Here is a 19,378-nt window from a genome sequence, read left to right on the forward strand (position 1 = left end):
ATGACGCAAGCAGCGATCATCAGCTTTTTGGAAACCGTTCACCCCTATGACACCTTGTCAAAGGATGATCTGGCACAGGTCGCGGGCGTGTTTGATCGCCGCGAATTCGCCGCCGGAGACGAGATTTACCACATCGGCCAGCCGCTTGACGGCTTGTATCTGGTCAAGCGCGGCTCGGTTGAGGTGCTGGACCCTTCGGGCGGGCTTGTCTCGCTGCTGGGCCCCCGAAATTCCTTTGGGGAACGCGGCATCATGCGCGACGGTCTGGCCGTGACCACGGCGCGCTGCACCGAAGAGACCGTGGCATTGGTGTTGCCGACCGCGGATTTCAAACGCCTTATCGCAAACTCGCCCGCGTTTTCCCGGTTTTTCAGCCGGGGCCGCACCTCAGAGGGGCGCGGTGCCGACCTGACGACCCAAAAGGTTGCAGATCTGATGGCGCGCAAACCTGTTACGGCAGATCCCGATGTTAGCATTCGAAATGCGGCGGCCAAAATGCGCGATCATCATGTCTCCAGTCTTGGCATTGTCGAAGATGGTGTGTTTCAGGGCATCGTCACCACCCGTGATATGACCAATAAGGTGATGGCCATCGGGCTGGACCCGAACAGCCCCGTTGCGGGCATCATGACCCGCGATCCGGTCACGCTTTCTCCTGATGATCTTGGCTCTGATATCTTGCATATCATGCTGGAACGTCGCATCGGCCATCTGCCGGTGGTTGAGGGCACGCGGCTGGTGGGTATGGTCACCCAAACCGATCTGACACGGTTTCAGGCTGTCTCTTCGGCCAGCCTTGTGCGCGATGCTGCCATGGCCGAAACCGTGGAGGAAATGGCCGAGGTCACCAGCCGCATTCCTGCGCTTCTGGCACAGCTTGTGGGGTCGAAAAGCCCGCATGAGGTGGTGACGCGGCTGATCACCGATATCGCCGATACCGTCACCCGCCGCCTGCTAACGCTGGCCGAGGCCGCACTTGGCCCCCCGCCGGTGCCTTATCTGTGGCTGGCCTGCGGGTCCCAAGGGCGGCAGGAACAGACCGGCGTTTCGGATCAGGATAACTGTCTGATGCTGGATGATGCCGTCACCCCCGAGTATATGCCCTATTTCGCGGCTTTGGCGAAATTTGTCAGCGATGGGCTGGATGCGGCGGGGTATTTCTATTGCCCCGGCGATATGATGGCGACCAATCCGCAATGGTGCCAACCCGTGCATGTCTGGCGTGGCTATTTCCGTCAGTGGGTGGCACAGCCCGACCCCAAGGCACAGATGCTGGCCAGCGTGATGTTCGACCTGCGCCCTATCGGCGGCGCGGTCAGCCTGTTCCGCGATCTTCAGGACGAAACCCTTGAGTTTGCCTCGAAAAACTCGATCTTTGTGGCCCATATGATTGCCAACAGCTTGACCCATTCGCCGCCGCTTGGCCTGTTGCGGGGGTTTGCGACGATCCGCTCGGGCGAGTATAAGAACCACATCGACCTCAAGCACAGCGGCGTGGTGCCGGTCACCGATCTGGGCCGTGTCTATGCGTTGATCGGCAGGGGCACAGCGGTGAACACACGCGCGCGGCTCTTGGCGGCCGAGGATGCGGGGGTGGTCTCTACCTCCGGGGCGCGCGATCTGATCGAGGCCTATGATATGATCGCCGAGATCCGGCTGGAAAATCAGGCGCGGTTGATCCGTTCGGGGCGCAAGCCTGATAACTTTATGGCACCTTCCGATCTGTCGGATTTTGAACGGTCGCATCTGCGCGATGCGTTTGTCGTGGTGCGGACCATGCAATCGGCCATCGGACAGGCCAGAGGGGCGCGTAGATGAGTAAGGACGACTTATGCTGATGGATCTGATCGCCACCTTTGCGGCGGGGGGCGGCCTTGTGGGGTTTGTCATCATCCTGCGCCACCTGACCAAGGGGCGCATTCCGAAATGGACAATCCCTGCGGCTTTCGGGCTTGGGATGCTGCTGTTTTCGGTCTGGAACGAATATTCCTGGTACGGACGCACTACAGAGGCCTTGCCAGGTGATGTGGTGATCCTGTCCACCCCGACTGATAAGGTGATCTACCGGCCATGGACTTATATCTTTCCGGTTTCGCTGCGTTTTGCAGCACTTGATCGCACTGGCATGGTCACCAGCCTTGAGGATAGCCGCTTTCGCCGCGCCGAGGTGATGCTGGTGCAACGCTGGGCACCGACCCGGCGGGTGCCGCTTGCCTTTGATTGCGCGGGGTCGCGCCGTGCCGATCTGGTGGAGGGGGCCGAACTTGCACCCGACGGGACGCTTTCGGGCGGTGCTTGGGTGGATGTCGGGCCGGATGATGAATTGCTACAGGCTGCATGTCGGAAAGGGTAAGGCCATGGTGTCGGATGAGGTAAAACAGCACAGCGTTTTGGTGGTGGAGGATGAGGATAACATTGCCCTCGCGCTGGATTATCTGTTGACGCGCGAAGGCTATTCCCATGACCGCGTCGCCAATGGCAGCGAGGCCCTGCCGCGCATCCGTGAGATGCAGCCGGATCTGGTCTTGCTCGATGTGATGCTGCCGGAGATGTCGGGCTATGAGATTTGTCAGGCGATGCGGCTGGACCCCGATATGGGGGCGATCAAGGTCTTGATGATGACTGCGCGCGGCTCTGCGATAGAGCGTAAAAAGGGGCTCGCGCTGGGGGCGGACGGGTTCATTTCCAAACCGTTCGAGCTGGGAGAGCTGCGGGCAGAGGTGCGGCGTTTGCTGGAAGGCTGAACAGACAACTGGGGGGAAGATGACAGATAAGGCCAAGGCTTTTGCACTGGACCACCTTTCGCTGCGGCTGCGGGTGTTTTTGTTCTTTGCCGCCCTCGGGATCGGGGCCGTGGTGCTGTTGGGCTTGGGCCTTGGCCTTGGCTACCGGCGGCTTGGATCGGCCGAGAGTTTGAATGCCTTTGTGCAGGCGGGGGTGATCGGCAGCTTTGGCGTGCTGGGGCTGACGGCGGCGGTGTGGTATCTGTTTGATGTGAACGTCTCCAAGCCGATTGTCCTTCTGGCCGGGGCTTTGCGCGCCCGCGCCCATGCCAGTGTGGACAGCGAGATGGACCAAGGTGCTGCGCGTTACTTGGGCGATCTGGCCCCCGCGGCCCAGGCCACTGCCCTTACCCTGTCGGAAACGCGCAATGCGCTGGCCGAATCAGTCGCCCGCGAAACCACCCGCCTGTCGGCGGAAAAGGACCGGCTTGCAGCACTGTTGTCGGATGTGCCGGTGGGGGTTATCTTATGTTCAGGCGATCATCAGCTGGTGTTTTACAACGGCACTGCGGTGGATCTGATCGGGGCGGATCAGGGGCCGGGGCTGGACCGTAACCTCTTTGACTACCTGCGCGAAGGGCCGATCCGCCACGCCCACCGCCGCCTGATCGAGGCCGAGGATGCCGATGCCGCCTCGGATCTGCTTTGTGCGACCCGCCACGGGGCAGAGATCCTTGCCGCGCGGATGCGGCTTTTACCGGATGACAGTGCCGCGCCGGGCTATGTGTTGACCCTGCGCGATGTCACCGCCGATCTGGCCGCCCATGCCAAGCGAGAGGCGCTTCTGGCGGATGTGCTGGACCGTATCCGCCGCCCTGCCGCCAATCTGCGCGCCTTGCTGTCGGTGCTGCCCCGAGGCACGCCGCCCCCTGCCGCGATGGACACAGCCCTGCGCGCCGAGGCCGAAAGCCTGACCGCAACCGTCACCGATCTGGCCGCCCAACAAGAGGAGGGCCGCCCCGAGGCTATCCCGCGCTCCCCCCTGCGTGTGGCCGATATTGCCGACAGTCTGCGCGCCAAGCTAGAGGCGCAGGGCCTGACCCTTAAGGCCTGCGATGTGCCCCTTTTGCTGCGCGGTGACGGGTTTGAGGTGGTCGGGCTTTTGGCACGTCTGGCAACCGGCGTGGCCGAACTGCATGAGGTCAAGGAATTCGCTTTGACCGTAGAGGAAGACAGCGGCAACGCCCTGCTGCGCCTGTGTTGGGACGGCGCGCCCCTGCTGTTGGCTCCTTTGGAGGGCTGGTTGGAATCGGTGCTGGATGCCGATGTGCCCGGCGTGACCGGGCGGCATGTGCTGACAGGGCATGCAACCGAGATCTGGCCCGAAACCGATGCCGGGGGCCGCCAAGCCATCTGCCTGCCCTTGCGCATTGCACGGCGCAGCGGTCCGCGCCCCAAGCCGATCGCCCGCGCTGTGGTCTATGATTTCGACCTCTTGGGCAAGGCTCGCAGCGAGGCGGTTGCCGATACCGCGTTGTCGGATCTGACCTATGTGGTGTTTGATACCGAAACCACGGGGCTTTTGCCCGCGCAAGGCGATGAGATCGTGCAGATCGCGGCGGTGCGTATCGTCAACGGCAAACGTGTGGCATCCGAGGTGTTTGACACTTTGGTCAATCCGGGGCGCTCTATTCCTGCGGCCTCAACGGCGGTGCATGGTATCACCGAGGCGATGGTGCAGGATGCCCCCGATATCGGCACCGTGGGCCGGGCCTTTCACAGGTTTGCGCAAGGGGCGGTGCTGATCGCCCATAACGCGCCCTTTGATATGGAATTCCTGCGCCGCAATGAGGCCAGTATCGGCGCGCGTTTTGACAACCCGATCCTCGATACGGTTCTGCTCTCGGCGGTGGTGTTCGGCCAGCATGAGGATCACAGCCTCGATGCGCTGACGCATCGCCTGTCGATCACCATCCCCGAAGAGGCGCGCCATACCGCCATTGGCGATACGGTCGCCACGGCGGATGCGTTCCTGAAGCTGCTGCCGATGCTCAAGGGGAGGGACCTCAACAGTTTTGGCGATGTTCTGGCCGAGATGCGCCGCCATGGCCGACTGCTCAAGGATCTGAACTGATCTTCAGGCGAAGGGATCCACCGGATAACCGGCCTCACGCAGGTACAGCCCTTGCGGCGGGCAGACCGGGCCGCAGGCGGGGCGATGCGCCGCCTCCAGCACTTGGCGCACCTGGTCGGGGTCCCAACTGCACGCGCCAACACGTTCCAGCGTGCCGACGATGGATCGGACCTGATTGTGCAGGAATGACCGTGCCCGCAGCGCAAAGCGGTATTCCTGTCCGCCGGGATAATCGACCTGGGTGATCGTAATCTCATCCAGCGTTTTGACCGGAGAGGCCGATTGGCACATGCTGGACCTAAAGGTGGTGAAATCATGCAGGCCGATCAGATGGGCCGCCCCCGCGCGCATCGCCGCCACGTCCAGATCATGCCCGACCTGCCAGACAAGCCCGCGGTCATGGGTCACCGGCGCCCGCCGCGCCACCAGCCGGAACAAGTACCGCCGCTCAACCGCGGAAAACCGCGCGTGGAAATCATCCGAAACCTGCGCGCAGGCCACGATACTGACCGGCAAAGGGCGCAGATGGGCGTTGATCGCCCCGCCCAGTCGGAACGGGTCCCAATCCTTGGCCAGATCGCAATGGGCCACCTGTCCCAGCGCATGCACGCCCGCATCGGTTCGACCGGCGGCGCCAATGGTGTGGGGGCCGGGTTCGAGCTTGGCAAGGGCCGCCTCAATCGCACCCTGCACCGTCAACTGCCCTTCGGCCTGCCGTTGCCAGCCGTTGAACGGGCCGCCGTCATATTCGATTTTCAGTGCATAGCGTGGCATGGGCCTTGCGTTACCTTGCCCGATTTGCCCTGACAAGCCCCTCTATACCGCTTTCCCTCTTTGATCCCGCTGGCTGAGTGCCTATCTTGGGCGCAAAGATAAGGGGCATTTCGTGCTGGGTAGACTAACAGATGGCATCAGCCGCAGTGCCGAGACCGCGATTTCCGGCGTATCCGAGGCACTGTTCGAGCCGGTGATCCGGCTGGGCGTGACCGGGCTTTCGCGGGCGGGCAAGACGGTGTTTATCACCAGCCTTGTGGCCAATCTTCTTGACCGCGGGCGGATGCCGCAATTTGGCGCGGCCACAAGGGTAGAGGCTGCGTTCTTGCAGCCCCAGCCCGATGATACCTTGCCCCGTTTTGACTATGAGACGCATCTGGGTGCGATCACGGGGGCCACGCCCCATTGGCCCGCCTCTACCCGTGCGATATCAGAGCTGCGCCTGTCGTTGCGTGTGCAGCCTGCGGGGTTATTGGGCAGTTTGCGGGGCCCGCGTACTATTCATCTGGATATCATCGATTATCCCGGCGAATGGCTGCTGGATCTGTCGCTTATGGGCAAAACCTATGCCGAGTGGTCCGAGGCCACGCTGGAACGTATCGCCCACCGCACACAGGCCGAAGATTTTATGGCAGAGGCCCGCGCCGAGGATGCCAGCCTCAAGCTGCAAGAGCCGCGCGCCCAAGCGCTCGCCGCCAGTTTCACCGCCTATTTGCAGGAGGCGCGGGCGGCGGGCTGGTCCGATTGCACGCCGGGGCGATTCTTGTTGCCCGGCGATCTGGCGGGCAGCCCGGTCCTGACCTTTGCGCCTTTGCCCAAGCCGCTGGAGGCCCCGCGCGGCAGTCTTTGGCGCGAAATGGACCGCCGATTTGAGGCCTATAAATCCCGCGTGGTCAAACCCTTCTTTCGCGACCACTTCGCGCGGATCGACCGACAGGTGGTGCTGATGGATGTGCTGGGCGCGATCCATGCAGGCCCGATGGCGCTTGAGGATATGCGCCGCACCATGGCCGAAATTCTAGGCGCGTTCAGGCCCGGCAGTAACGGGTTTCTGAAGTCTTTGTTGCTGGGCAAACGGGTGGATAAGATCCTGTTCGCCGCGACCAAGGCGGATCATCTGCATCATTCCCAACACCCGCGTCTGACCGCGATTACCGAGGCGCTCTTGCGTGAGGCGCGTGACCGTGCCGCCTTTGCCGGTGCCGAAACCCGCGCGATGTCGCTGGCCGCCCTGCGCGCCACCGTTGAGGAAACCCGCGCACACAATGGCGCCACCCTCGATCTGGTGCGGGGCACCTTGCTGGAGACCGGAAAACAGGCGGCGATGTATGCAGGCCAGTTGCCCGAGGACCCCAACCACCTGTTGACCCCCGCCCGCAAGGGAGAGGCGGCCTGGCTGGATGCGGATTACTCCATCATGTCGTTTGCGCCCGCCCGCCTGACCTTGCGCCCCGGTGACGGGCCGCCCCATATCCGGCTGGACCGGGCTGCGGATTTTCTGTTGTCGGACCGGCTGGGCTAAGGAATTGACATGGCAAAACCTGTATTGATCGACCTTGACGATACCCCGACGCTGACCCCGTCTGATGCGCCGCCAGTGCCTGATCTGGGCCTGCCGGACGGGCGCGCCGTCAAGGCAGCGGCGGCTTTGGCCGTGGCGCGGCCCTCGCCGATCACGCGCTTTGCGGTCTGGGCCTTGGGGGCCTTGTTCAGCCTGATGATCTCGGTCGCGGTCTATGATTTCGTGGCGGGGCTTTTGGCGCGCAACACATGGCTGGGCTGGCTGGCCTTTGGGCTGACGGGGCTGGCGGTTGTGGCGCTGGTGGCGTTGGCTATTCGTGAGGGGTTGGGGTTTTACCGCCTTGGCCGTCTGGACGGGTTGCGCGCCGAGGTGGCGGTGGCCCGTAAGGCGGGCGATCTGAAAACAGCGGGCAAGGCCACGGATCACCTGCTGGGTCTTTATAAATCCCGTCCCGACCTGCGTTGGGGCGCGGCCAATCTGGCCGAGCGCCGCGCCGAGGTTCTGGATGCCGATGCTTTGCTGAATCTGACCGAGGCCGAGCTTCTGGCCCCGCTGGATCTGGCCGCCCGCGCCGAGATAGAGGCCGCCGCCCGCCGTGTGGCGACGGTGACGGCGCTTGTGCCTTTGGCGCTTGCGGATGTGGCGGTGGCGCTTTTTGCGAACCTCTCGATGATCCGCAAGATCGCGGTGATCTATGGCGGGCGGTCTGGCACTTTGGGCAGTTTCAAGCTGTTGCGCCGCGTGTTTTCCCATCTGCTGGCCACGGGCGCGCTGGCGCTTGGGGATGACCTGATCGGATCGGTCGCAGGCGGCGGGGTGCTTAGCAAACTCTCGCGGCGCTTTGGCGAGGGGGTGGTGAACGGCGCCCTGACCGCCCGTGTCGGCGTGGCCGCGATGGAGCTGTGCCGCCCGATGGCGTTCAACGCCCTGCCGCGTCCCAAGGTCTCTAACCTGATGAGCCGCGCCTTGGCAGGTGTGTTTGACGGCGTTTCATCGGCCATGACCAAGCGTGGATAGCATTGCTACAAAATCCATGCATTGCATGGCTGGACCAAGCGTGCAACCGGGCGTATAACCCCGGATATGCGACAGCTATACGCGAAAACAATACGAATTAGCGGCCCGGCGATCTGATCCGTTCAGCCGCCGGGATGCCATTTGCCGCCAGCCTCTGCGCGGCCTCGTTTTCGCCTGTCCCCCATCATTTTGATCCGTAAGGAAACGCCCATGTGCGCCGCCACCCCAGACTATAAAGACAGTGTTTTTCTGCCCGAAACCGATTTCCCGATGCGCGCGGGCCTGCCTATGCGCGAACCCGAATGGCTGGCCCATTGGGAAAAGATCGGCATCTATGATCGCCTGCGCGAAAAGACCGGCCGCAAGCCCTTTACGCTGCATGACGGCCCTCCCTATGCCAACGGCCATTTGCACATCGGTCACGCGCTCAACAAGACCATCAAGGATATGGTGGTGCGCTCGCATCAGATGATGGGGTTTGACGCGCGCTATGTGCCGGGTTGGGATTGTCACGGCCTGCCGATCGAGTGGAAGATCGAGGAGCAATACCGCGCAAAAGGTCTTGATAAGGACGATGTCGACACCGTCGCCTTCCGTCAGGAATGCCGCAATTTCGCCGCCGGTTGGGTGGATATCCAGCGCGATGAGTTCAAACGTCTGGGTGTTGCGGGCAATTGGGCCGATCCCTATCTGACGATGAATTTCCACGCCGAACGGGTGATCGCCGAGGAATTCATGAAATTCCTGATGAACGGCTCACTGTACCAAGGCTCCAAACCCGTCATGTGGTCACCGGTTGAGAAAACCGCGCTGGCCGAGGCCGAGGTGGAATATCACGACCACACCAGCCACACGATCTGGGTGCGCTTCAAGGTGGTGGGTGAGGAAAACCTGACCGTGGTGATCTGGACCACGACGCCTTGGACCATCCCGCAAAACCGGGCGGTCTGCTTTGGTCCCGGTATCGCTTACGGGCTTTATGAAATCACCGATGCGCCTGAAAATCCGCAAGCAAAGGTCGGGGAAAAGATCATCCTTGGCGATGCGCTTGCCGCCTCGGTCTTTGCCGCCGCCAAGCTGGAAGAGGGCATGGTCACGCGCCTGCGCGATGTGTCGCCGGATGAGTTAAAGGGAATGACCCTTGCCCACCCGTTCCGCGGTGTCGAAGGTGCGAAAGGCGAATGGGATTTCGACGTCCCATTGTTGCCGGGCGATCACGTCACCGATGATGCGGGTACGGGCTTTGTGCATACCGCGCCAAGCCACGGGGATGACGACTATCAGGTCGGTCTGAAATTCGGCCTGCCGATGACCTATAACGTTGAGCCGGACGGCTCTTATCGCAAGGATCTGCCGATCTTTGGCGGCAAGACCATCATCAATCCCGATGGTAAGGACGGCCCCGCCAATGTCGAGGTGATCAAGCAGTTGGCCTATGCGGGCGGCTTGTTGGCCAAGGGCAAGGTGAAACACTCTTATCCGCATTCATGGCGGTCCAAGGCGCCGGTGATCTACCGCAACACGCCGCAATGGTTTGTCGCCATCGACAAGAAGCTGGACGACGGCATGGGCGAGAACGGCGATACCATCCGCAGCCGTGCGTTGACCTCTATCGACAGCATCGTGAAATGGACGCCGCAAACTGGGCGCAACCGGCTGTATTCGATGATCGAGGCGCGGCCCGATTGGGTGCTGTCGCGGCAACGTGCCTGGGGTGTGCCACTGACCTGTTTCGTCAAACGCGGTGCGAAACCGACGGATGCGGATTTCCTGCTGCGCGATGATGCGGTGAACCAGCGGATCCTTGCGGCCTTCGAGGCCGAGGGCGCCGATGTTTGGTATGTGCAAGGCTTCAAGGAAAAAACCCTTGATGGGCTGCATGATCCTGACGCCTATGATCAGATTTTTGATGTTCTGGATGTTTGGTTCGATTCAGGCTCCACCCATGCTTTCGTGCTGCGCGACCGGCCTGACGGGACGGCGGACGGGATTGCCGATGTCTATCTGGAAGGCACCGACCAGCATCGCGGCTGGTTCCATTCGTCGTTGCTTCAGGCTTGCGGCACACTTGGCCGCGCGCCTTACCGCAACGTTGTAACCCACGGGTTTACGCTGGACGAAAAGGGCATGAAGATGTCCAAATCCATCGGCAATACCGTAGTGCCAGAGGAAATCATCAAACAATACGGTGCCGATATCTTGCGGCTTTGGGTGGCACAGACCGATTACACCGTGGATCAGCGTATCGGTAAGGAAATCCTGAAAGGCACGGCGGACAGCTATCGCCGTTTGCGCAACACGATGCGCTTTATTCTGGGCAATCTCGCGGGCTTTACCGATGCCGAACGGGTTGATGTCAAGGATATGCCCGAGCTGGAGCAATGGGTGCTGCACCGTTTGGCCGAGCTGGATGTCGAGGTGCGCAAGGGCTATGGCGCGTTTGATTTTCAGGGCGTGTTCCAAAAGCTGTTCACCTTTGCGACGACCGATCTTTCGGCGGTGTTCTTTGACGTGCGCAAGGACGCGCTTTACTGCGATGCGGCCGACAGCCTGCGGCGCCGTTCCGCGCGTACCGTGCTGGATCTGTTGTTCCACCGTTTGACCACATGGCTTGCGCCGATTCTGGTCTTTACGATGGAAGATGTCTGGCTCTCGCGCTTTCCGGGTGAGGATAGCTCTGTCCATTTGCAGGATATGCCCGAGACGCCGAATGATTGGCTCAACCCCGAACTGGCGGCGAAATGGGTCGGGCTGCGTGCGGCGCGCCGTGCCACGATTGCAGCCCTTGAGGTGCAGCGCAGCGCCAAGGTGATCGGTGCCAGCCTTGAGGCGGCCCCTGTGGTGCATGTCGAAGACCCCAATTTGCTGGCAGCAATGAAATCGGTGGATTTCGCGGAACTGAGCATCACCTCGGGTGTGGAGCTGACCAGTGATCCGGCCCCGGCCGAGGCGTTTCGTTGCCCGAAGTACCCGGTGTGGCCGTGGTTTTTGAGATGGCCGCGGGTGAAAAATGCGTGCGCTGTTGGCAGATTCTGCCCGATGTCGGCACCCATAAACACCCCGGCACCTGTGCGCGTTGTAACGCGGCGCTCGGCTGATATACGGGGGGCGTTCGCGCCCCCTTTTTGCAAGGGGTTAGGCATGAAACAGGCGGTCTACCATTCCCCCTACGGTCCCTTTGCCGTGGTCGAAGAGGGCGGGGTCATCACCCGTATCGACTGGGCTGCGCGTCGTTCAGACCCGACGCCCTTGCTGCGTGAGGCCTGCCGCCAGCTTGACCAGTATTTCGCCAAAGAGCGGCAGGCGTTCGAGTTGCCGCTTGATTTTGGCAGCGGTTTTCAGGAACAGATGCGCAAGGCGCTGGCGGCCATTCCTTATGGCGAGACCCGCAGCTATGGCGATCTGGCCAAGGAGTTGGGCCGACCGGCACAGGCCATCGGGCAGGCCTGCGGGGCCAATCCGATTCCGATCCTGATCCCCTGCCACCGTGTGCTTGGGGCCGGTGGGCTTGGCGGGTTTTCCGCGCCGGGGGGCGTGGAAACCAAGATCGCCTTGTTGAAACTGGAAGGGGCGGGCGGCTTTTTGATCTAGGCGCGTTCGGGGATGATCTGTTGCGCGATGCCTGCGAATGTCAGGTAAAACGAAGTAACAATCAGCCCCCAGATAGCCCAGCTTTCGGGATGGAAATCCACCCATGTGGCCCAGCCCGCAAAGAACGTCCAGCCCAAAGCCATCGACAGTGACAAGGGCAGCCAGCGCTTTGTCCGTGTCGGGTGGATGAACTTGAGGTTGGTGAACATTGCAATCGTCAGCGCGATCACAAGGCCCAGAATGACCCAATATCCAGGTTGCAGGGCAAACATCACCAGCACGAACATATTCCAGCATCCGGGAAAGCCTGCAAAGGAGCAATCCTTTGTTTTCATGCGCGTATCGACGAAATAGATCACCGACCCATAGGTGATAGCGATGATGATAAGCCAGCCGGTCCAATCGGGCAGCAACCCCGACCGAAAAAGCGCAAAGGCCGGAATAAACACATAAGTCAGATAGTCGATAATCAGATCGAGCAGCACGCCGTCATAGGTGGGGAAATTGGTTTTGACGTCATAGCGCCGCGCCAGCGGTCCGTCGATTCCATCCACCACCAAGGCGATGACCAGCCACCAAAACATCAGGCTCCAGTTTTCATCTACTGCCGCCAGCATCGCCAGCATTGCCAGAACGGCACCGGTTGCTGTGAACAGGTGCACCAAAAGAGCTTTGATTTTTAGGGACATAAATGAGGTGTTTTCCGATATTTTTGGTGTCAGGCGCGTGGATGTGCTTTTGCGTATACTTCCATCAGGCGGGCAGTATCAACCGCAGTATAGGCTTGGGTCGTGGAAAGGGATGCATGGCCAAGCAATTCCTGAATGGTGCGCAAGTCCCCGCCTGCACTGAGCAGATGGGTCGCAAAAGAGTGGCGCAGCGCATGTGGCGTGGCCGTGGCGGGCAGGCCCAGCTTTGCGCGCACCCGCTCCATCGCGCCGGAGATCAGCCGCGGATTCAAGGCGCCACCGCGCGCGCCCCTGAACAGCGGCGCATTGGGCGTAAGGTCATAGGGGCACAAGGCGGCATAGGTCGCAACGGCCTGCTTTGCGGCGGGCAGGACGGGGACAAGACGTTCCTTGCCGCCCTTGCCGTGAATGCGCAACACATCCGGCAGGGGGGAGGCGGCACCCGTCAGGCCCAAAGCCTCGGATATGCGCAGCCCGCAGCCATAAAGCAGGGTGATCACAGCGGTATCGCGCGCGGCGATCCAGTCCTCGCGGGCATCATCGCCAATGGTGGCCAGCACATCCATGGCGGCATCCTCGGCCAAGGGACGCGGCAGCTTGCGCCGGAATTTCGGCGCGCGGGTGGACAGGGCGGCGGTGGCGTCAAGCCCCTCGCGGTCGGCAACCCAAGCGGTAAACCCTTTGACCGAGGAGAGCGCCCGCGCCAGCGACCGCGCACTGACACCGCGCCCGCGCTCATGTGCCATCCAGGCGCGCATATCGGCTTGGGGCAGGGTGACAAGACCCGTCAGCCCCTCGGTCCCGCCGCGGTGCTGTGCCATAAAGGCAAGATAGCCGCTCACATCTGTCGCATAGGCGGTGATCGTGTTCTCCGCCGCCCCGTTAAGCGCGCGCAGATGGGCCAGCCACTCCGCCATGGCCGCGCGTGCGGCGGGCGAAATGGCAAGGCTCATGACAGCCAGCGGCGCATTGTCCGCTCAAACACACCGGCGAAAAATGCCAGAAGGTCGGTGCCTTGTGTGGGTTTGAACTGATGCGGGTCCTCGGCGCCCAGCACCAGCATCCCCGGCAAACGCCCCGCGCCAAAGTCCAGCCGCATCAACGCCTCAGAACGAATAGCCTCGGCCTGTTCGCCGTAAAGCGTGTCGGAGGCAATCAGGACCGGCCGCAAGGTCACGGGCCGCAGCGAGACATTGCGCCCGCCCGAGATATATTCCGCGATAAAGCCCGGCTCGGCCACATAAAGCACCTCGCCCAGCTTGCGCAGCGCCGGATCATCCTTGCCCTGCACCGATTCCAGCACCAGACGCACGCTATCAACCCGCAGGGTTTGCATAACATCGGTGCCAAGGCTTTGCAAAAACTCCTCAAACCCCAAGGGGTCCAGCATTTGCAGGATGGCGCGATGCACCTGATTGGTGCCGGCAAGGTTTTCATAGGCGGCGGCAATCACCGAACGGTGGGTATCTTCGAGTCGGTCCAGCCGACCCTCCAAGCGTTCCATCGCGATGCCGCGCAGGTCCACGATGTTCGATCCCATCGCGCGCTCATTCGCGGCAATCAGGGCGCGCATCACATCCTGATCGTCTAATAGCGTTTCCGGTGCCGCGAGGATGCGGTCGCGCATATCCTGTTCAATCATACTGCTGCCTTATTGTTTTGGCGCATGTTATCAGCGTTTTCCCGCAATTTCGCATGTTTTTTTAACCGCAGGGGAATTCAGCGGGCGATTGGGGCAAATCTGCAATGCAAAAGGCCGGGCGCGCGATGCACCCGGCCTTTTACTGGAACCGCGCTGGTTCAGATGATCTTCTGGCCGGTCTTGGCCCAGTCTTTCATGAACTGGTCCAAGCCCTTGTCGGTCAGCACATGGTTTGCCAGCGATTTGATCACGCTTGGCGGGGCGGTCATCACATCGGCGCCGACCAGCGCACATTGCGCCACATGGTTGGCCGTACGGATAGAGGCCGCAAGGATCTGGGTTTCAAACCCGTAGTTGTCATAGATCGCGCGGATGTCGGCAATCAGGTCCATCCCGTCAAGGTTGATGTCATCCAGACGCCCGATAAAGGGGCTGATGAAGGTCGCACCCGCCTTGGCGGCCAGCAAGGCCTGATTGGCTGAGAAGCACAGGGTCACATTGACCATATGGCCTTCATCCGACAGCACCTTACAGGTTTTCAGCCCGTCCCATGTCAGCGGCACCTTGACGGCGATATTGGGTGCGATTTCGGCCAGCTTGCGGCCTTCGGCGATCATCTCGTCGGCTTTGAGCGCGACAACCTCGGCCGAGACAGGGCCAGAGACAAAGCTGCAAATCTCTTTGGTGACTTCCAGAATATCGCGGCCTGATTTGAGGATCAGCGAGGGGTTGGTGGTGACACCATCCACCATGCCCAGATCATTGAGTTCGCGGATTGCATCCACATCGGCGGTATCGACAAAGAATTTCATGGCAGGTGTCCTTTGGGTGTTACAGCTAGGCTTGGGGGTGTATTAGCGCAAAGCAAGAGCCGAAGAAAGGGCAAGGCGTGGAGTGGCAAGCAGGTGAAGTGATTGGCGTTGCCGTGACCGAGAATTTTGGCCGCGGGCTGGGACCGATCCTTGACTACCGCGCGCCCGAGGGCGGTTGCGCCTTGGGTGATTTTCTGGAGGTGCCGCTTGGCCCGCGCAAGATTTTGGGCGTGGTCTGGGGGGCTGGTCTGGGCGGGGTTGATCCGGCCAAATTGCGAAGCGCCTACCGTGTGCTGGATGTGCCGCCGATGCGCGATGAGATGCGCGCCTTTCTGACCCGTGCGGCCGATTACACGCTGACGCCCTTGTCGGCGATGCTGCGCCTTGCCACCCGCGCGCCGGGGCTGGACAGCCCGCCCTCTACCCGTCGTGTTTACCGGCTGGGGCAGGGGGAGCCGGCCCGTGCCACCGAGGCCCGCACCAAAGTGCTGGAGGTCTTGCGCGAATACGGCGGGCTGGCGTTTACCCTGAAAGAGCTGGCCGATCAGGCGGGGGTGACGCCTTCGGTCATCAAGGGCCTTGTGAAATCAGGGGTGGTGTTAGAGGAGGACGCCCCCCGCGATCTGCCCTATCCGCGGCTTGATCCGGCGGCGATGGTGGTGCGGCTTGCGGGCGATCAGGTCACGGCGGGGGATGCTTTGGTCGCATCAGTGGCGATGGGCGGCTATTCCGCGACATTGCTTAAGGGTGTCACGGGCTCGGGCAAGACCGAGGTCTATCTGGAGGCGGTTGCCGAATGTCTGCGCCAAGGGCGGCAGGCCCTGGTGTTACTGCCGGAGATTGCGCTGACGTCGGAATTCATCAACCGGGTTGAGGCCCGCTTTGGCGCGCGCCCTGCGGAATGGCATTCGGGCGTGACGATGACCGAGCGGCGGCGGCTGTGGCGGATGGCGGCCAATGGCGGTGCGCAATTTGTGGCGGGGGCGCGCTCGGCACTGTTTCTGCCGTTTCAGGATCTGGGCCTGATCGTGGTGGATGAGGAACATGATACCTCTTACAAACAAGAGGAAGGGGTCTTGTATAACGCCCGCGATATGGCCGTGCTGCGCGCGGCGATTGCGGGGTCTGCGATTGTTCTGGCCTCGGCCACGCCCTCGCTGGAATCATGGGTCAATGCGAAGACCGGCAAATACGGGCGGCTGGATCTGGGCGCACGTTTTGGCGCGGCGGAAATGCCGGATATGCGGGCGATTGATATGCGCGCCGAAAAGCTGCCCACGAACCGCTGGATTTCCCCCACGTTGGAACGGGCTGTGCGGGCGCGGGTGGCGGCGGGGGAACAATCGCTGATTTTCCTCAACCGGCGCGGCTATGCCCCCGTAACCTTGTGCCGCGCCTGTGGTGAGCAGGTCAGCTGCACCGATTGCGATGCGCGTATGGTGGAACACCGGTTCCAGAACCGCCTGATGTGCCACCAATGCGGCGCGACGCGGCCGATGCCCGAAGTCTGCCCCTCATGCCAAGTGGCGGGCAAGATGGCGCCTGTCGGGCCGGGGGTAGAGCGTCTGGCCGAAGAGGTGATCGCCCTATTCCCCGAGGCGCGTGTGGCGGTGCTGTCATCGGATCTGTTCGGCTCGGCCCGCGCGCTCAAGGAGCAGATCGAGGAGATCGCCGCTGGGGCGGCCGATATCATCATCGGCACGCAGATCGTGGCCAAGGGGCATAACTTTCCACTGTTGACCTTGGTGGGGGTAATTGATGCCGACCTTGGGCTGACCGGATCGGATTTGCGCGCGGCGGAACGTACGTTCCAGCTGATGCGACAGGTTGCAGGGCGGGCCGGGCGTGCCGACAAGCCAGGCGTTGCGATGATGCAGACCTTTCAGCCCGAACACCCCGTGATCCGCGCCATTCTGGGCGGCGATGAAGAGGCCTTCTGGGAGGCCGAGGCCGAGGAGCGCCGCGTGGCCGGTGTGCCACCCTATGGGCGTATGGCGGGGATTATCCTGTCGGGGCCAGAGGTGGGGCCGGTGTTTGACGTCGGCGCGGATCTGGCGCGCCGCGACGGGCCGTTGCGCAAGATCGGCGCGCAGGTGTTCGGCCCTGCGCCTGCACCCATCGCCCGCGTGCGCGGACGGCATCGGGTGCGCCTGTTGATCAAGGCCGAGAAAAACGCCCCCCTTCAGGCCGCCATATCGGAGTGGATCGCGCAGGTGCGTCTGCCCAATAACGTGCGGCTTGCGGTGGATATCGACCCGCAGAGCTTTTTATAGCGCCGAGACGGGAATGCTGTGCTGTGGGCCGTCGAAACGCTCGTGATAGGCATGTATGCGGCGCATGATCAGAAAATGCTCCAGCGTGTTGCGCAAGAACGACCCTCGCACTGCGTTGTTTGGCGGGGCAATGGTGCCCAGTAGCCCGCAATCGGGGAAATACCGGTCAAGATAGGGGCGCAGCATTTCCAGATAACGCGGCGGGCAAATGCCGTCGGGGTCAACCCAAGGCTTGGCCGCCCCCGCGAAATGCGAAATATGCAGCGGAACAGTCAACCCGAACAAAGGCCGTTTACCGGCCCATTGCCAGTTCCAGACGGGGCTCAGCTCTGTCCAGTTGCGATGAAGCGCGATGTTGAGCAGGGATTGATCGTGATGCACCACGGCGTCTGGATGCGCCTTTGCAAGATGCAGGCAGGTTTCCAAGATCTGATCACCCCGGAATTTCTCAACATCGAACAGCTCCACCCCGCCGTTAAAATAGGGGGCAGGGGGCAGCCCCGCATGCCGAAAATCGCGGATGTGTTTTTCGGGGCGCAGCCATTGTTGCATATCGCGGACGGCGGCCACCGCACGGCCATGCATATCGACCGCAAAGAGATCGGCCAGATCGCCGCCCTCCAGCATCATATCGGAATCGAGATAGAGGATTTTGGCATAGGTATCGCCCAAAAGATCGGGCAGCCACAGGCGCAGATAGGTGCTGACAGGCAGGTGCACCGATTTTTGCTTGGCAAGCGCCGGCCCTGTGTCCAGATGCAGGAACTTTACGCCCTTTGCCGCCAGATCGGTTGGTATCTGCATCTTTTCCGAGGAACAGATACAGATATCAAAGGGCGCATGGGGGTTCTGGTTGGCAATCTGATCGGCCAAAAAGCAACTGATCGGAAGGTAGTTCCTGTCACAGCAAAGGGCGATGGCATTGGTCACGCGTAACGCTCCACCGTCAGCCCGTTGAATGAGATTTCCGGCGTTTTGCCCATCACCACATCGGCCACAGCACGGCTTGATCCGCAGGCCATTGTCCAGCCCAAGGTCCCATGGCCAGTGTTGAGGAACAGGTTGTCATAACGGCTGGCACCCAAAACGGGGGTGCCGTCGGGGGTCATGGGGCGCAGGCCGGTCCAACCCTCGGCCTGGGTCAAATCACCACCCCGCGGGAACAGATCGCTGATAACATGGCGCACGGTATCGGTGGCATGGGGACCAAGGCGGTTGGAATATCCGGCAATCTCGGCGGTGCCTGCCACGCGGATACGGTCACCCAAGCGGGTTATGGCGACCTTATGGGTTTCGTCCATGATGGTCGATTGTGGGGCAAAGGCATCATCGGTGACGGGCAGGGTGACGGAATAGCCCTTGACCGGATAGACCGGCAGCTTGATGCCGATGGGATTGAGAACGCCGGGGCCATAGCTGCCAAGCGCGCAGACATAGGCATCACCGGTAATGCGGCCCGCCACCTCAACATCCACCCCTGCGATACGCCCGTCTTCGACGGCGATGCTGCGGATGTTCTTGCCGTATTGGAAATCCACCCCCATCTCGACGCATTTTTGTGCCAGCGCAGTGGTGAACATCTGGCAATCGCCGGTCCGATCCGCTGTCAGGCGCAGCCCGCCGACGAATTTATCGCGCACCTCTGCCAGCGCAGGCTCGGCGCCGATACAGGCGTCGCGGCCAAGTACCTCATAGGGGCTGTCATATTCGGCCAAGATATCCTGATCGGCCTTGGAATCCCTCATTTGCTTGGCGGTGCGGAAAAGCTGCAATGTGCCCTGCGCGCGGCCGTCATATTCGATGCCGGTTTCGGCAATCAATTCGGGCATCACGTCGCGCGAATAGTTGGAAATCCGCACCATACGGCTTTTGTTGATGCGATAGCTTTCCTCATTGCAGTTGCGCAGCATCGAATAGCACCATTTCCACATCGTCGGGCTGATCAGCGGCCAGATGAACAGGGGGCGGCGCTTCATGAACAACCATTTCACAGCCTTGAGCGGGATGCCGGGGGCGGCCCAAGGGGAGGTCATGCCATAAGAAAGCTCTCCGGCGTTGGCGAAACTTGCCTCGAGGCCGGGCCCGGACTGGCGGTCAAGGACTGTTACCTCGGCACCTTGCTTGGCAAGGTAATAGGCGGTGGTGACGCCGATTACGCCAGCACCCATCACGACGACTTTCATCTTGTTTTCCCCTGCTTA

The 19,378-nt window shown here is 61.6% G+C and carries 15 protein-coding genes and 1 pseudogene; 9 read left to right on the plus strand and 7 right to left on the minus strand.

Annotation, left to right across the window (positions count from 1 at the left end):
* Genes AKU94_RS17095 through AKU94_RS17110 form a run of 4 tightly spaced genes read left to right on the plus strand, consistent with a single transcriptional unit; the run spans position 1 to position 4,857 of the window.
* Positions 1–1,818 carry a DUF294 nucleotidyltransferase-like domain-containing protein gene (locus AKU94_RS17095; protein WP_050528723.1) on the plus strand — a complete coding sequence of 606 codons (1,818 nt, stop codon included), beginning with the start codon at positions 1–3 and terminating at the stop codon, positions 1,816–1,818.
* Positions 1,819–1,831: 13 nt separating this feature from the next.
* Positions 1,832–2,353 (plus strand): hypothetical protein, encoded by a 522-nt coding sequence (locus AKU94_RS17100; protein ID WP_050528467.1) that lies wholly within the window; start codon positions 1,832–1,834, stop codon positions 2,351–2,353.
* 4 nt (positions 2,354–2,357) lie between these two features.
* Positions 2,358–2,744 carry a response regulator transcription factor gene (locus AKU94_RS17105; RefSeq protein ID WP_408633710.1) on the plus strand — a complete coding sequence of 129 codons (387 nt, stop codon included), beginning with the start codon at positions 2,358–2,360 and terminating at the stop codon, positions 2,742–2,744.
* A 19-nt stretch (positions 2,745–2,763) separates the two neighbouring features.
* The gene (locus tag AKU94_RS17110; RefSeq protein ID WP_050528468.1) at positions 2,764–4,857 is read left to right on the plus strand and encodes a 3'-5' exonuclease; all 2,094 of its coding nucleotides are present in this window, start codon (positions 2,764–2,766) and stop codon (positions 4,855–4,857) included.
* A 3-nt stretch (positions 4,858–4,860) separates the two neighbouring features.
* On the opposite strand, the gene truA is transcribed toward AKU94_RS17110, so the two are convergent.
* Entirely contained in the window at positions 4,861–5,631 is a 771-nt protein-coding gene (truA, locus tag AKU94_RS17115) for a tRNA pseudouridine(38-40) synthase TruA (protein WP_050528469.1), read from the minus strand.
* Between the two features lie 112 nt (positions 5,632–5,743).
* Between truA and AKU94_RS17120 the strand changes: the two genes are divergently transcribed.
* From AKU94_RS17120 to AKU94_RS20955, 4 genes and pseudogenes are all read left to right on the plus strand, one after another.
* Entirely contained in the window at positions 5,744–7,153 is a 1,410-nt protein-coding gene (locus AKU94_RS17120) for a YcjX family GTP-binding protein (RefSeq protein ID WP_050528470.1), read from the plus strand.
* Positions 7,154–7,162: 9 nt separating this feature from the next.
* A complete protein-coding gene (locus tag AKU94_RS17125; protein ID WP_050528471.1) occupies positions 7,163–8,170 on the plus strand; it encodes a YcjF family protein in 1,008 nt (335 codons plus the stop codon).
* 210 nt (positions 8,171–8,380) lie between these two features.
* Positions 8,381–11,268 (plus strand): annotated as a pseudogene (gene ileS / locus AKU94_RS17130) (isoleucine--tRNA ligase).
* Between the two features lie 43 nt (positions 11,269–11,311).
* Complete coding sequence (locus AKU94_RS20955; protein WP_050528472.1) at positions 11,312–11,761, plus strand: methylated-DNA--[protein]-cysteine S-methyltransferase; 450 nt, start codon at positions 11,312–11,314, stop codon at positions 11,759–11,761.
* Here AKU94_RS20955 and AKU94_RS17140 read toward each other — a convergent pair.
* The 4 genes from AKU94_RS17140 to fsa form a co-directional block, all read right to left on the minus strand.
* Entirely contained in the window at positions 11,758–12,450 is a 693-nt protein-coding gene (locus AKU94_RS17140) for a CDP-alcohol phosphatidyltransferase family protein (protein WP_050528473.1), read from the minus strand. The two genes, AKU94_RS20955 and AKU94_RS17140, sit on opposite strands and share 4 nt — an antisense overlap.
* Positions 12,451–12,479: 29 nt before the next feature.
* The gene (locus AKU94_RS17145; protein WP_050528474.1) at positions 12,480–13,403 is read right to left on the minus strand and encodes a tyrosine recombinase XerC; all 924 of its coding nucleotides are present in this window, start codon (positions 13,401–13,403) and stop codon (positions 12,480–12,482) included.
* Positions 13,400–14,092, minus strand: coding sequence for a DUF484 family protein (locus tag AKU94_RS17150; RefSeq protein ID WP_050528475.1), 693 nt, complete (start codon positions 14,090–14,092; stop codon positions 13,400–13,402). Before AKU94_RS17150 ends, AKU94_RS17145 begins: the two co-directional genes overlap by 4 nt.
* A gap of 158 nt (positions 14,093–14,250) precedes the next feature.
* On the minus strand, positions 14,251–14,904 hold the full coding sequence (gene fsa / locus AKU94_RS17155; protein WP_050528476.1) for a fructose-6-phosphate aldolase: 654 nt from the start codon (positions 14,902–14,904) through the stop codon (positions 14,251–14,253).
* 101 nt (positions 14,905–15,005) lie between these two features.
* Between fsa and AKU94_RS17160 the strand changes: the two genes are divergently transcribed.
* Complete coding sequence (locus AKU94_RS17160; RefSeq protein WP_050528725.1) at positions 15,006–17,177, plus strand: primosomal protein N'; 2,172 nt, start codon at positions 15,006–15,008, stop codon at positions 17,175–17,177.
* Here AKU94_RS17160 and AKU94_RS17165 read toward each other — a convergent pair.
* Together AKU94_RS17165 and AKU94_RS17170 are read right to left on the minus strand one after the other, a co-directional pair.
* Positions 17,172–18,107 carry a glycosyltransferase family 8 protein gene (locus tag AKU94_RS17165; RefSeq protein ID WP_050528477.1) on the minus strand — a complete coding sequence of 312 codons (936 nt, stop codon included), beginning with the start codon at positions 18,105–18,107 and terminating at the stop codon, positions 17,172–17,174. The genes AKU94_RS17160 and AKU94_RS17165 overlap by 6 nt on opposite strands.
* Positions 18,104–19,360 carry a D-amino acid dehydrogenase gene (locus AKU94_RS17170; protein ID WP_050528478.1) on the minus strand — a complete coding sequence of 419 codons (1,257 nt, stop codon included), beginning with the start codon at positions 19,358–19,360 and terminating at the stop codon, positions 18,104–18,106. The genes AKU94_RS17165 and AKU94_RS17170 overlap by 4 nt, the downstream gene beginning before the upstream one ends.
* Positions 19,361–19,378 lie beyond the last annotated feature (18 nt).

The organism is Pseudorhodobacter aquimaris (assembly GCF_001202025.1).
In the GTDB taxonomy this organism is placed as follows: domain Bacteria; phylum Pseudomonadota; class Alphaproteobacteria; order Rhodobacterales; family Rhodobacteraceae; genus Pseudorhodobacter; species Pseudorhodobacter aquimaris.

Coding starts and splice junctions, on each gene's coding strand:
- AKU94_RS17105 (WP_408633710.1), top strand. CDS start 2,358: ATGGTGTCGGATGAGGTAAAACAGCACAGCGTTTTGGTGGTGGAGGAT.
- AKU94_RS17095 (WP_050528723.1), top strand. CDS start 1: ATGACGCAAGCAGCGATCATCAGCTTTTTGGAAACCGTTCACCCCTAT.
- AKU94_RS17110 (WP_050528468.1), top strand. CDS start 2,764: ATGACAGATAAGGCCAAGGCTTTTGCACTGGACCACCTTTCGCTGCGG.
- AKU94_RS17140 (WP_050528473.1), bottom strand. CDS start 12,450: ATGTCCCTAAAAATCAAAGCTCTTTTGGTGCACCTGTTCACAGCAACC.
- AKU94_RS17100 (WP_050528467.1), top strand. CDS start 1,832: ATGCTGATGGATCTGATCGCCACCTTTGCGGCGGGGGGCGGCCTTGTG.
- fsa (WP_050528476.1), bottom strand. CDS start 14,904: ATGAAATTCTTTGTCGATACCGCCGATGTGGATGCAATCCGCGAACTC.
- AKU94_RS17150 (WP_050528475.1), bottom strand. CDS start 14,092: ATGATTGAACAGGATATGCGCGACCGCATCCTCGCGGCACCGGAAACG.
- AKU94_RS17145 (WP_050528474.1), bottom strand. CDS start 13,403: ATGAGCCTTGCCATTTCGCCCGCCGCACGCGCGGCCATGGCGGAGTGG.
- AKU94_RS17125 (WP_050528471.1), top strand. CDS start 7,163: ATGGCAAAACCTGTATTGATCGACCTTGACGATACCCCGACGCTGACC.
- AKU94_RS17170 (WP_050528478.1), bottom strand. CDS start 19,360: ATGAAAGTCGTCGTGATGGGTGCTGGCGTAATCGGCGTCACCACCGCC.
- AKU94_RS20955 (WP_050528472.1), top strand. CDS start 11,312: ATGAAACAGGCGGTCTACCATTCCCCCTACGGTCCCTTTGCCGTGGTC.
- truA (WP_050528469.1), bottom strand. CDS start 5,631: ATGCCACGCTATGCACTGAAAATCGAATATGACGGCGGCCCGTTCAAC.